Source organism: Paracoccus endophyticus (assembly GCF_003286075.1).
Taxonomy (GTDB): domain Bacteria; phylum Pseudomonadota; class Alphaproteobacteria; order Rhodobacterales; family Rhodobacteraceae; genus Paracoccus; species Paracoccus endophyticus.
This window is the reverse complement of the sequence record NZ_QLUV01000004.1, coordinates 97,652-110,527: the sequence shown is the minus strand read 5'-3', so window position 1 is coordinate 110,527 and position 12,876 is coordinate 97,652. Positions and strand designations below refer to the sequence as shown.

Here is a 12,876-nt window from a genome sequence, read left to right as displayed (position 1 = left end):
TGCAGTGCCCGCTGGCGCCCCCTAGCATGGATGCCATGGACATCCTGACCTCTGCCATCGCCGCGCGGCGCGCCGACCTGATCGCGCTGACGCAGGACCTGATCCGCATCCCCACGCTGAACCCGCCGGGCCGGGACTATCGCGTCATCTGCGACTATCTTGCCGCGCGGATGCAGGCGCAGGGCTGGACGGTCGAGCTGATCCGCGCCCATGGCACACCCGGCGACAGCGAGGCCCATCCCCGCTGGAACATGATCGCGCGCCATCGCGGCGGGCGGCCGGGCGACTGCGTGCATTTCAACAGCCACCATGACGTGGTCGAGGTGGGCCACGGCTGGACCCGCGACCCGTTCGCCGCCGAACACGACGAAGGCGCCGACCGCATCTATGGCCGCGGCGCCTGCGACATGAAGGGGGGGATGGCCGCCAGCATCATCGCCGCCGAGGCGTTCGTGGAGGCCTTTCCCGACCACGCCGGCACGGTCGAGATCAGCGCCACCGCGGACGAGGAATCGGGCGGCTTCGGCGGCGTGGCGTACCTGGCCGGGCAGGGCCGGTTCGCGGACGTGCAGCACGTCATCATCCCCGAGCCGCTGCACAAGGACCGCATCTGCCTGGGCCACCGCGGCGTCTGGTGGGCCGAGATCGAGACGCACGGCCGCATCGCCCACGGCTCGATGCCGTTCCTGGGCGACTGCGCCGTGCGCCACATGGGCGCCGTGATCGACGAGATGGAACGCACGCTGTTCCCGCTGCTGGCGGGCAAGCACACGGCCATGCCGGTGATCCCGTCGGGCGCGCGGTCGTCCACGCTGAACATCAACTCGATCCATGGGGGCGCGCGCGAACCCCAGGCGGACTATACCGGCCTGCCCGCGCCCTGCGTTCCCGACCGCTGCCGGATCGTGATCGACCGCCGTTTCCTGATCGAGGAGGACCTGGCCGAGGTCAAGCGCGAGGTCCGCGACATGATGGAGCGCGTCCGGGCCGAACGGCCCAGCTTTTCCTACGAGATCCGCGACCTGTTCGAGGTGGTCCCCTCGATGACCGACCGTGACGCGCCGGTCGTGCGCACCACGGCCGCGGCCATCGAACGCGTGCTGGGGCGCAAGGCGGGGTATGTCGTCAGTCCCGGCACCTACGACCAGAAGCACATCGACCGCATCGGCAAGCTGAAGAACTGCATCGCCTATGGACCGGGCGTTCTGGATCTGGCGCACCAGCCCGACGAATGGATCGGCGTCGGCGACATGATCGACAGCGCCGGGGTCATGGCGCTGGTGCTGGACGACCTGCTGGGCGCGGGGGCGCACGCCAGGACCGATTCCCTTCACGCGGCAGGCGTGGCATGACGCGGCCACCCGACGGAACGGATGCCATGACCAGAAGCCTGCCGATCAGCGCGCTTGTCTATTTCTTCGTGATGCTGCTGCTGGGGCTGTATTTCGCCTTTGCCGCCGTTCAGGGACCGTCGGGCCTGCTGAGGCGCGTCCAGTTGCAGGCCGAGACCGAGCAGTTGATCCGCCAGCGCGACGCCCTGCGGGCCGAGGTGGACCAGATGCGCAACCTGACCCGCCGCCTGTCGGACGACTATCTCGACCTCGACCTGCTGGACGAGCGTGCGCGCGACGTCCTGGGGCTGGTTCGCGCCGACGAGCTGATCGTGCGCTGAATCGGCTTGCCGCCCTGCACATCCGGTGCCTAGAACTAGTTCAACGTTGAACTATCCCACCACCCGGAGGAACTGCATGGCCAGGAAACCTTCTGCCCCAGGCGACAGCCCGTCGGACGGGGGCGCGCAGCCGAACGTGTCCCGCGACGAGCTGCTGAAACTCTACCGCGACATGCTGCTGATTCGACGGTTCGAGGAAAAGGCCGGCCAGCTTTACGGCATGGGCCTGATCGGCGGCTTCTGCCACCTGTACATCGGGCAGGAGGCCGTCGTCGTGGGCCTGGAAGCCGCCGCCGAGGAAGGCGACAAGCGCATCACCAGCTATCGCGACCACGGCCACATGCTGGCCTGCGGGATGGAGGCGCGCGGCGTCATGGCCGAGCTGACCGGCCGCGAGGGGGGCTATTCCAGGGGCAAGGGCGGCTCGATGCACATGTTTTCCAAGGAGCGCCATTTCTATGGCGGCCATGGGATCGTGGGCGCGCAGGTGCCGCTGGGCGCCGGGCTGGCGTTTGCCGACAAGTACCTGGGCAACGGCCGCGTGACCTTCACCTATTTCGGGGACGGCGCCTCCAACCAGGGCCAGGTCTACGAGACCTACAACATGGCCGAACTGTGGGACCTGCCGGTCATCTTCGTGATCGAGAACAACCAGTACGCCATGGGCACCAGCATGAAGCGGTCCACCAAATCGACGACGCTGTATGGCCGGGGCGAGGCTTTCGGCATCCCCGGCGAGCAGGTGGACGGCATGGACGTGCTGGCCGTCAAGGCCGCGGGCGAAAAGGCCGTCGCCCACTGCCGCGCGGGCAAGGGTCCGTATATCCTTGAGATGATGACCTATCGCTATCGCGGCCATTCCATGTCGGACCCGGCCAAGTACCGCACCCGCGAGGAGGTCCAGAAGATGCGCGACGAGCGCGACCCGATCGAGAACGTGCGTTCCCTGCTGCTGACCGGCAGCCATGCGACCGAGGACGACCTGAAGGCGATCGACAAGGACATCAAGGACATCGTCAACGACAGCGCCGATTTCGCGCGCCAAAGCCCCGAGCCGCAGCCCGACGAGCTGTGGACCGACATCTATGCCGACGCCTGAGGGGGGACCGCTATGGCAACCGAGATCCTGATGCCTGCCCTGTCCCCCACGATGGAGGAAGGGACGCTGGCCAAATGGCTGGTCAAGGAAGGCGACACGGTGAAATCCGGCGATATCCTGGCCGAGATCGAGACCGACAAGGCCACGATGGAGTTCGAGGCCGTGGACGAAGGCACCATCGGCCGGCTGATGGTGGCCGAGGGCACGCAGGGCGTGAAGGTCAACACCCCCATCGCCACCCTGCTCGAGGACGGCGAGTCCGCCGATGCCGCCCCTGCTGCCGCACGGGAACCCGCGGCCCAGCCCGGCAAGGGCGAGGCCAGCCGCGACGAGACGGGCGAGGCCCCCGACCGCGCGCCCGCCGCCGCCAGATCCGCGGTCGAGGCGGTCAGCACCCCCGAACCCGACGAAGCCCCCGACTGGCCCGAGGGCACGACCGTCAAGCCGATGACCGTGCGCGAGGCGCTGCGCGAGGCCATGGCCGAGGAGATGGAGCGCGACGAGACCGTCTTCCTGATGGGCGAGGAGGTCGGCGAATACCAGGGCGCCTACAAGATCAGCCAGGGGTTGCTCGACCGCTTCGGACCCCGCCGGGTGGTGGACACGCCGATTTCCGAAATGGGCTTTGCCGGCATCGGCGTCGGCGCGGCCTTCGGCGGCCTGCGCCCGATCGTCGAGTTCATGACCTTCAACTTCGCCATGCAGGCGATCGACCACATCATCAACTCGGCGGCCAAGACGCTGTACATGTCGGGCGGCCAGATGGGTGCGCCGATGGTGTTCCGCGGCCCGAACGGCGCCGCGGCGCGCGTGGGCGCCCAGCACAGCCAGGACTATGCCGCGTGGTACGCGGCGATCCCGGGGCTGAAGGTGGTGATGCCCTATACCGCCGCCGACGCAAAGGGCCTGCTCAAGACCGCGATCCGCGACCCGAATCCGGTGATCTTCCTGGAAAACGAGATCCTCTACGGCCGCAGCTTCGACGTGCCGCAGATGGAGGATTTCACCATCCCCTTCGGCAAGGCCCGCGTGGCCCGCAAGGGCCGCGACGTCACCATCGTCAGCTTCGGCATCGGCATGGCCCATGCGCTTGAGGCCGCCGAGGCGCTGGCGAAGGACGGGATCGAGGCCGAGGTGATCGACCTGCGCACCCTGCGCCCGCTGGACTATGCGACGGTGCTGAAATCGGTGCAGAAGACCAACCGCTGCGTCACCGTCGAGGAGGGCTTCCCCGTCGGGTCCATCGGCAACCACATCAGCGCGTATCTGATGGAACACGCCTTCGACTGGCTGGACGCGCCGGTCATCAACTGCACCGGCAAGGACGTGCCGATGCCCTATGCGGCCAACCTGGAAAAGCTGGCCCTGATCACCGCGGCCGAGGTGGTCGAGGCGGTCCGCAAAGTGACCTATCGGTAAGGGGGCGCGACAATGGCAACCGAGATCCTGATGCCTGCCCTGTCCCCCACGATGGAGGAAGGGACGCTGGCCAAGTGGCTGGTCAAGGAAGGCGACACGGTGAAATCCGGCGACATCCTGGCCGAGATCGAGACCGACAAGGCCACGATGGAGTTCGAGGCCGTGGACGAAGGCACCGTCGGCAAGATCATGGTGGCCGAGGGCACGCAGGGGGTGAAGGTCAACACCCCCATCGCCGTGCTGCTGGACGAAGGCGAGGACGCCTCCAGCGTGGGCGCAGGCGCGTCCACGTCCGGCGCAGCGCCGGCTGCGGCCAAGACGGACGCGGCCCCCGACAAGGGCTATGGCGGGCCGAACGACGGGCCGCTGTCCGCGGACGGCCAGGCCGATGCGGGGATCGCGGGCGGCGCGGCACCCGGCGGCTCCGCGCCGGTCGCTGCCGCGCAGGCGCGTGGCAAGGAGGGCCGGGTCTTCGCCTCGCCCCTGGCACGGCGCATCGCCGCCGAACGGGGGATCGACCTTGCGGGGATCACCGGCACCGGCCCGCGCGGACGGATCGTCAAGACCGACGTCGAGGCCGCCCGCCCCGGCGCAGGCAAGCCCGCCGCCGCCGCAGCCCCCGCCCCGGCGGACGCCGCACCCAAACCCGCGGCCCCTGCCCCGGCAGTCGCCGCCGCCCCGCAGGGCATGGGCTACGAGACGGTGAAGAAGCTGCTGGAGGGCCGCGAAACCGAGGAGGTCGCGCTGGACGGCATGCGCCGCACCATCGCCGCGCGCCTGTCCGAGGCCAAGCAGACCATCCCGCATTTCTATCTGCGCCGCTCGGCCAGGCTGGACGCGCTGATGGAGTTCCGGGGCACGCTGAACGCGCAGCTGTCCGGGCGCGGGGTCAAGCTGTCGGTCAACGACTTCATCATCAAGGCCTGCGCGCTGGCCTTGCAGCAGGTGCCCGACGCCAATGCCGTCTGGGCCGGCGACCGGATCATCAAGCTGAAACCCTCGGACGTGGCAGTGGCCGTCGCGATCGAAGGCGGGCTGTTCACCCCGGTCCTGAAGGACGCCGACAAGAAGACCCTGTCGGCCCTGTCGGCGGAAATGAAGGACCTGGCCACCCGCGCCAAGACCAGGAAGCTGGCCCCCCACGAATACCAGGGCGGCAGCTTCGCGATCTCGAACCTGGGGATGTTCGGGATCGAGAACTTCGACGCGGTCATCAACCCGCCGCATGGCGCGATCCTGGCCGTGGGCGCGGGCATCCAGACCCCGGTGGTCGAAGGCGGCGAGGTCGTCGTCCGCAACGTCATGTCGATGACGCTGTCGGTCGATCACCGGGTGATCGACGGCGCGCTGGGGGCGCAGCTTCTGGCCGCCATCGTGGAGCACCTGGAAAACCCGATCGGGATGCTGGCGTGACCCCTGACTGGCGCGCGGTCCACGCGCGCCAGTCTGTCCTGCGCGAAGTCATTCTGGAACACCAGCTGACCGCCTCGCTGCTGCAACGCCTGTGGCAGCGCGGCGTCTTCGACGTCGAGATCCTGCATTCAGCCTTCGATGCCGGCGGGTATGACCTGGTTCTGACGAGGGGCCGGATCATCCGGCACATCCAGTTGAAGGCGAGCCGCGCTGACGGGACGACGGCCTCGCAAAAGATCAGCACCGCCCTGACCTCCAGACCGGCGGGATGCGTGGTGTGGATGGTGGTCGGGGACGACCTGACAATCCACGACTATCGCTTTTTCGGAAACGGGCCGACCGAGCCACTGACCCTCGACGACTTCAGGACCCCCCGGCAAGCCAAGGCCGATGCCACCGGCCACAAGGCCGAGTGGACCAGCCGTCGGATCGTCCCGGCAAGCCGCTTCGTTCCGCTGGCCGGCATCGACGCGCTGCTTGTGGCGCTGCTCGGCCCCCTGCCCTGACCAGCGGCCGTGCCGCGCCTGCGTGCCCCTGTCGTCCGTGTCCAAACATCATTGACACGGGCGGAGGGGGGACGCCCCACCCCTACTCGGCCGGAACGCGGGGCCGGTTCAACCCGACGTGGCGCTGCATCCATCGGCCCACGCGGCCCTGCGCCCCGTGGATCACGGAAAACAGCGACGGCACGAACAGCAGCGACAGCAAGGTGGACAGCAGCAGCCCGCCGATCACCGCGACCGCCATGGGCGAGCGGAACTCGGACCCCTCGCTGGTGCCCAGCGCCGACGGCAGCATGCCCGCCGCCATGGCGATGGTCGTCATCACGATGGGGCGCGCCCGCTTGTGGACGGCGTCCAGGATCGCGTCCCGCTTGGCCACGCCCGCGTCCATCGCCGACAGCGCGAACTCGACCAGCATGATGGCGTTCTTGGTCACGATCCCCATCAGCATCAGGAACCCGATCACCACCGGCATGCCGATCGCATAGCCGGTGATGTACAGCGCCAGCATGGCGCCGCCGATCGCCAGCGGCAGCGACAGCAGGATGCTGATCGGCGTGACGAAGTTGTGAAACAGCAGCACCAGCACGACATAGACCAGCAACACGCCCGACCCCATCGCCAAGCCGAAGGCGCCGAACACCTCGCCCATGATCTCGGCATCGCCCGAGGTCTCGATCCGGGTCCCCGGCGGCAGGTCGATCCGGGTCTGCAAGTCCTGCACCTCGGCCGAGACCGGGCCCAGGATCGCCCCGTCCACCAGGTTGGCCGACACCGTGGTGCGGAACTGCCGGTCATAGCGGGAAATCTGCGTGGCGCCCGTCGACAGCGTGACATCAGCCACCGCCGCCAGCGGCACCTGCCCGGCCGAGGACGGGACGCGCAGCGCCTGCACCTGCATCAGGTCGCCGCGCGCGGCCGCGTTCAGCCGCACCACGATGGGGATCTGCTCGTCGCCGGCGTTGAACTTGGGCAGGTTCGTCTCGTTGTCGCCCAGCGTCGCCACCAGCAGGGTCTGCGCGAGCGAACTGGCCGACACGCCCAGCTGGGCTGCAACCTCGGGGCGGGGGCGGATCTGCACTTCGGGGCGCTTGAGCGCCGAGGAAGACGTGACCCCCTCCAGCGAGGCCATGTCGCCCATCCCCGCGGCCAGACGCTCGGCCCCCAGGGCTGCGGCCTGCTCGGTTTCGGCCAGCACGCTGATCGTCAGATCGTTCGCCCCCTGCTCGTTCTGAAAGTTCAGCCGCACGTCGGGCGTCCCCGCCAGGTCGCGCTTCAGCTGCTCCTCGATCTCGAACTGCGACCGCTCGCGCGTTTCCTTCTTGCCATAGTTGATCATCAGCCGCGCCTTGGTCACGTCCGAGGTGCCGCCCTCGACAAAGACCGACTGCACCTCGGGGATGCGCGCGACCTGCGCGGTCAGGCGGCGGGCCACGGCGTCGGTCTGGTCCACGGTCGATCCGGGCGGCAGCTCGACCTCGATCTGGCTGCGGCCCACGTCCGAGGGGGCCATGAACTCGGTCGGCAGCAGCGTCGCGGAATAGATCGATCCGGCGAACACCATCAGCCCGAACAGCAGCGTCAGCAGCCGGTGGCGCATCGTCCAGCCCAGCACCGCCATCAGCCGCCGCATCGTGAAGCCGTCGGCGCCCTCCTGCGGGTGGGCGTGGCCGCGCAGGAAATAGGCCGCCATCATCGGCGTGATGATGCGGGCGACCAGCAGCGAGAACAGCACCGAGACGGCGACCGTCAGGCCGAACTGCTTGAAATACTGCCCCGCGATCCCGCCCATGAAGCTGACCGGCGCGAACACCGCCACGATCGACAGGCTGATCGCGATCACCGTGGTCCCGATTTCGGTCGCGGCCTCCTCGGACGCCTCATAGGCGGGGGTGCCCATGTTGATGTGGCGGACGATGTTCTCGATCTCGACGATGGCGTCGTCCACCAGGATGCCGGTGACGAGCGTGATCCCCAGCAGGCTGATGCCGTTCAGCGTGAACCCCAGCCAGTCCATGACGAAGAACGTGGGGATGATGGACAGCGGCAGGGCGGCGGCGGCGATCAGCGTTGCGCGCCAGTTGCGCAGGAACAGCAGCACGACGATCACCGCCAGCGCCGCGCCCTCGTACAGCGTCTCCATCGCCGAGTGGTAGGACTGCTCGGTATAGGTGGTCGCGTCGTCGATCAGGCTGATCGCGGTGTTGGGATAGCGGGCCGCGATCTCGGCCAGCCGGGCCTTGGTGCCGTCCCCCGCCGCCAGGTCGGACGCGCCGGTTGCGCGAAAGACGCCAAAGGCCACCACCGGCCGGCCGTCCAGCAGGGCAAAGCTGCGCTCTTCGCTGGGGCCGTCGATGACCTCGCCCAACTGGTCCAGCCGCAGGGTGCGGCCCTGCCCGATGCTGATCGGCGTCGCGGCCAACTGGGCCACGCTGTCGGCCGACCCCAGGGTGCGGATGGCGTATTCGGTGCCGGCCAGATCGCCCCGTCCCCCGCCCATGTCGATGTTCTTGGCGCGCAGCTGCGTCGAGACCTCGGCCGCCGTCAGCCCGTGGGCCAGCAGGCGCTGGGGGTCCAGCTCGACCGAGATTTCCCGGTCGGCGCCGCCGATCCGGCTGGTCTGGCCCACGCCCGCGACGGTGGACAGCTCGCGCGCGATGACGTCGTCCACGAACTTGGACAGGGCCTCGATCGACAGCGTGGGGTCGCTGACCGCATAGGTCAGGATCGGCATGCCGGTCACGTCCAGCCGCCGGACCAGCGGCTCGGTGATCGACTGGGGCAATTCGGCGCGCACGCTGGCGACGGCGTCCTTGACGTCGTTCAGGGCGCGGTCGCTGTCGGTCTCAAGCTCGAACTCGACGGTGATGGTGGCCGCGCTGTCCTGCGCAGTGGAACTGATGTGGCGCACGCCGACGACGCTGGCGATGCTGTCCTCGACGGGGCGGACGACCTGGGTGATCAGCTCGGACGGGGCGGCGCCGGGCTGGGCGATGCTGACGGTGACGATGGGCAGGTCGATGTTCGGCATCGCCGTGACCGGCAGTCGCATGAAGCTGACGATGCCGACGATGACCAGCACGAGAAAGATGGCGATGGGCGGGACCGGGTGGCGGATCGACCAGGTGGACAGGTTCATGGCGCGCCGCCATCGGACGCGCGCCGCGCCGCGGCGGTGGTCCGTCCCGCCGGGGCCTGCGGGCCGGTTGCCCCCGACGTGGGTCCTGCGGCCGCCTGCCGGCCGTCGTCCCTGCCGGGCGGGATGGCCATCGTCCCGGCCCCCGCCCCGGCCGGCGCCGCGGCGGCCCCGGCCTGAGCGGGTGCGGCGGCGTCCGCGGGGACGGTCGCGGCGGCGCCGGGGTCGGCCGGGGCCTCGACCGGGCGAACCGGGTCGCCTGTCCGAAAGAACGCGCCGGCCCGCATCATCACCACCTCGCCCTCGGCCAGGCCGTCGACGATCTCGCGCGCGCCCTGCCACAGCAGGCCCGCGCGCACGGGGCGGCTTTCGACCACGCCGCCGCGCACGACCTGCACCCGTTCCCCGCCCGCGTCGGCCAGCACCGCGGTCGCGGGCACCGTCACCGCCACGCGCCGCGCCGTGGTGATCGTGCCGCTGGCAAACAGGCCGGGTCGCAGCCGCTCGTCCGCGGGCAGCGCGATGCGCACGTCCCCCAGCCGCGTCGTGGCATCGACCAGCGCGGGCAACTGGCGCACCTCGCCGGTCACAGGACCCACGCCTGCGACATCCAGATCGACGGCTTGCCCGGGGCGCAGGTCCAGCAGGGCCGTCTCGATCACCTCGCCCTGCATCTCCAGCGTGCCGTCGGCGATCAGGGTGAACATCGGCTCGCCCCCGGCGGCCGACAGCGCGCCCAGCTGGGCCGCGCGCGCCATCACCCGCCCGTCCACCGGCGCCACGATCACCGTGCGGTCCAGGTTCAGCTGCGCCACGTCGCGCGCCGCCGAGGCCTGCGCCTGCGCGGCCTGCGCGACCGCCAGACCGTCGCTCGCCGAGGCCGCCGCCGCGCGCGCCGCCGCCTCGGCCACGACGGCCTGATCCAGTGCCGCCTGCGACGTGTTGCCCCCGCGCCTGAGCTGCTGCGCCCGCTCCAGCGCCGTGACCGCCTGCGTCAGCGCGGCCTCGGTGCTGGCGATCTGGCTTTGCGCCTGGCCGACCCCGGCCTGGGCGCGCTGGTATTCGGCCTCGGCCTGGGCCAGCTGCGCGCGCAGCGTGTCGTCCGACAGCCGGGCAAGTTCCTGGCCCTTGGCGACGCGGTCGCCCGCCTCGGCCCGCAGGGCGGTGATCTGAAAACCCGTGACCTCGGGATAGACCTGCACCTCGTGCCGCGCGACCAGCGTGCCCGACAGGGGGACACGGGCCTGCACCTCGGCCCGCGTGGCGGCCACGACCGTCACGGTCGGCGCCACGGCGGCGGCGGGCGGGGCGGGGTCGGCCGCCGCAACGGGACCCGCCGCGACGGCAAGGGCCACGGCCGCGGCAGCAAGGCGCAGGAACAGGGACATCGCGATCTTCCGAAGGGTTCAGCCTGAACCTAGGGTGCGCGGGGGCCAGCAACAATGGGCCGGACCGGCGCGGCCATCACGACATTGCAACCGCCCCCGTCAAGCCGTGCCCCTCAGACTGTCCCTCTCAGACCGTGCCCTGCACCCCCGGCAGGCGCAATTCCGCCATCAGGTCGCGCAGTTCCTGGCGGGCGGCGATGTTGGACATGGACAGCTGCGTCGTGCCCACGTCGCGCAGGTCCAGCAGGGTCAGCCCGCGCGGAAACAGCTCGCGGAAGATCACCCGCTCGGCAAATCCGGCCGCCACGCGGAACCCGATGCGCTTCGACAGCGCCTCGAGCGCGGCGCCCACCTTGCGCTTGTTGTGCATCTCGGTCGTGCCAAGGCGGTTGCGCAGCACGATCCAGTCGATCGGCCCGGCGCCCGCCTGCCCCCGCATCTGCCGCGCGGCCCAGACCATCTCGGCGTAGATGGACGGTCCCATCACCTTGCCCTCGGGGGTCAGGCGCGCCAGCAGGTCAAAGTCGATGAAGCTGTCGTTCATCGGCGTCACCAGCGTGTCGGCCAGCGCATGGGCCATCTGCGACAGCCGCGTGTGCGAACCGGGGCAGTCGATGACGATAAAGTCGGCCTGCCGGTCCAGTTCGGCCACCGCCGCCGACAGCGGGTCGTCCACGTCGGCCGCGCCGCGCGGCAATTCGGCCAGGATCGGCGTCGGCAGGTCCAGCCCCTCGCGCGTCAGAAAGGCGCTGCGGTTTTCCAGATAGCGCGCAAAGCTGCGCTGCCGCACGTCCAGGTCCAGCGCGCCCACCCGCAGGCCCTGACGAACCAGCGCCGTCGCCACGTGCATCGAGGTCGTGGACTTGCCCGACCCCCCCTTTTCGTTGCCGACAACGATGATGTGCGCCACGATTCGCTCCTTGCCGGTCACAGGCTAGCGGCGGGGGCCGCGCAAGTCACCGCGGCCGTCCGACTTTTGGGCGCGGCACGCATCCGGGGGCGGCAGGCCGCCGTTGCCAAACCCGCCGCGCCGCGTCATATTCAATTGATAGCATATGTCACGAGGCCACCATGTCCGTCCGACCGATCGTCCGCGCCTTTTTCGACCGTCCTACCGGCAGCCTGCAATACGTCTTTCACGACCCCGCCACGATGCGGGGCGCCATCGTCGATCCGGTCTGGAACTTCTGTCCCAAGGCGGGGCGAACCTGGACCGCGGACGCCGACCGCATCCTGGCCTATGTGCGCGAGCAGGCGATCACGGTGGACTGGATCCTGGACACCCATCCCCATGCCGATCACCTGACCGCCGCAGTCTATCTGTCGGACCAGCTTGGCGGGGTGCCTCGGGCGATCGGGGAAAAGGTGCTGGAGGTGCAGCGGCTCTGGCGCGACATCTATCACGACGACAGCCTGCCGCAGACCGCGGCCCCCTGGGACCGGCTGTTCGCGCACGGCGACACGTTCACCGTGGGGACCATCCCGGTCCGGGTGATGCTGTCGCCGGGGCACACGCTCGCCTCGATCACCTATGTCGCGGGCGACGCGGCCTTTGTCCACGACACGCTGATGATGCCCGGTTCGGGCAGCAGTCGCGCCGATTTCCCCGGCGGGGACGCGGGCGCGCTGTGGGATTCGATCCGGGCGATCCTTGACCTGCCCGAAGGCACCCGGCTGTTCGTGGGCCACGACTATCCCTCCAAGGACGATCCGCCCCGGTTCATGGCCACGGTCGCCGAACACCGGCTGACCAACAATCACGTCAAGGACGGCATGCAGAAGCCCGAGTTCGTGGCCCTGCGCAACAGCCGCGACAAGACGCTGGCGTTGCCCGCGCAGATGCTGCACGCGCTGCAGGTGAACCTGCGCGGCGGCCGCCTGCCCGACCCGGAAAGCGACGGGCGCCGGTATTTCAAGATTCCCGCCGACTACTTCGACCGCGCAGACGGCTGAGCTGTCGCCAACGGAAAACGCCGCCCCGGTGGGGCGGCGTCGGAATGGCGCGGGGCGCAGGGATCAGAACCCCAGGCCCGCATACTTGTTCTTGAACTTGGACACCCGGCCCCCGGTGTCCATCAGCTTGGCCGACCCGCCGGTCCATGCCGGGTGCGAGTTCGGGTCGATGTCCAGCGACAGCGTGTCGCCTTCCTTGCCCCAGGTCGATCGCGTCTGATAGGTCGTCCCATCCGTCATCTTGACGGTGATCATGTGATAGGCGGGATGCGTCTCGGCTTTCATGGCGTGCG

General features: G+C 69.6%; 11 protein-coding genes. 7 read left to right on the top strand and 4 right to left on the bottom strand.

Annotated elements, in window-relative coordinates:
* Window positions 1-35: 35 nt before the first annotated feature.
* The 6 genes from DPQ23_RS06860 (at window position 36) to DPQ23_RS06835 (ending at window position 6,109) form a co-directional block, all read left to right on the top strand.
* Complete coding sequence (locus DPQ23_RS06860) at window positions 36-1,352, top strand: acetylornithine deacetylase/succinyl-diaminopimelate desuccinylase family protein (protein ID WP_112873961.1); 1,317 nt, start codon at window positions 36-38, stop codon at window positions 1,350-1,352.
* A 26-nt stretch (window positions 1,353-1,378) separates the two neighbouring features.
* Window positions 1,379-1,672, top strand: coding sequence for an FtsB family cell division protein (locus DPQ23_RS06855; RefSeq protein WP_112873960.1), 294 nt, complete (start codon window positions 1,379-1,381; stop codon window positions 1,670-1,672).
* 76 nt (window positions 1,673-1,748) lie between these two features.
* Window positions 1,749-2,771, top strand: a complete 1,023-nt coding sequence (pdhA, locus tag DPQ23_RS06850) for a pyruvate dehydrogenase (acetyl-transferring) E1 component subunit alpha (RefSeq protein WP_112873959.1) — start codon at window positions 1,749-1,751, stop codon at window positions 2,769-2,771.
* A 12-nt stretch (window positions 2,772-2,783) separates the two neighbouring features.
* Window positions 2,784-4,190, top strand: a complete 1,407-nt coding sequence (locus tag DPQ23_RS06845) for a pyruvate dehydrogenase complex E1 component subunit beta (protein ID WP_112873958.1) — start codon at window positions 2,784-2,786, stop codon at window positions 4,188-4,190.
* 12 nt (window positions 4,191-4,202) lie between these two features.
* The gene (locus DPQ23_RS06840; RefSeq protein WP_112873957.1) at window positions 4,203-5,603 is read left to right on the top strand and encodes a pyruvate dehydrogenase complex dihydrolipoamide acetyltransferase; all 1,401 of its coding nucleotides are present in this window, start codon (window positions 4,203-4,205) and stop codon (window positions 5,601-5,603) included.
* Window positions 5,600-6,109, top strand: coding sequence for a hypothetical protein (locus DPQ23_RS06835; RefSeq protein WP_112873956.1), 510 nt, complete (start codon window positions 5,600-5,602; stop codon window positions 6,107-6,109). Before DPQ23_RS06840 ends, DPQ23_RS06835 begins: the two co-directional genes overlap by 4 nt.
* Before the next feature lie 82 nt (window positions 6,110-6,191).
* Here DPQ23_RS06835 and DPQ23_RS06830 read toward each other — a convergent pair whose 3' ends face one another.
* The 3 genes from DPQ23_RS06830 to DPQ23_RS06820 form a co-directional block, all read right to left on the bottom strand.
* The gene (locus tag DPQ23_RS06830) at window positions 6,192-9,245 is read right to left on the bottom strand and encodes an efflux RND transporter permease subunit (protein ID WP_112873955.1); all 3,054 of its coding nucleotides are present in this window, start codon (window positions 9,243-9,245) and stop codon (window positions 6,192-6,194) included.
* The gene (locus tag DPQ23_RS06825; protein ID WP_205961422.1) at window positions 9,242-10,630 is read right to left on the bottom strand and encodes an efflux RND transporter periplasmic adaptor subunit; all 1,389 of its coding nucleotides are present in this window, start codon (window positions 10,628-10,630) and stop codon (window positions 9,242-9,244) included. The genes DPQ23_RS06830 and DPQ23_RS06825 overlap by 4 nt, the downstream gene beginning before the upstream one ends.
* A gap of 127 nt (window positions 10,631-10,757) precedes the next feature.
* Window positions 10,758-11,540 carry a division plane positioning ATPase MipZ gene (locus tag DPQ23_RS06820; RefSeq protein WP_112873954.1) on the bottom strand — a complete coding sequence of 261 codons (783 nt, stop codon included), beginning with the start codon at window positions 11,538-11,540 and terminating at the stop codon, window positions 10,758-10,760.
* Window positions 11,541-11,701: 161 nt separating this feature from the next.
* Here DPQ23_RS06820 and DPQ23_RS06815 point away from each other — a divergent pair, with 161 nt between their 5' ends.
* On the top strand, window positions 11,702-12,583 hold the full coding sequence (locus tag DPQ23_RS06815; protein WP_112873953.1) for an MBL fold metallo-hydrolase: 882 nt from the start codon (window positions 11,702-11,704) through the stop codon (window positions 12,581-12,583).
* 63 nt (window positions 12,584-12,646) lie between these two features.
* Here DPQ23_RS06815 and rpmE read toward each other — a convergent pair whose 3' ends face one another.
* Window positions 12,647-12,868: a 50S ribosomal protein L31 gene (rpmE, locus tag DPQ23_RS06810; RefSeq protein ID WP_112873952.1), complete on the bottom strand. Its 222-nt coding sequence runs from the start codon at window positions 12,866-12,868 to the stop codon at window positions 12,647-12,649.
* Window positions 12,869-12,876 lie beyond the last annotated feature (8 nt).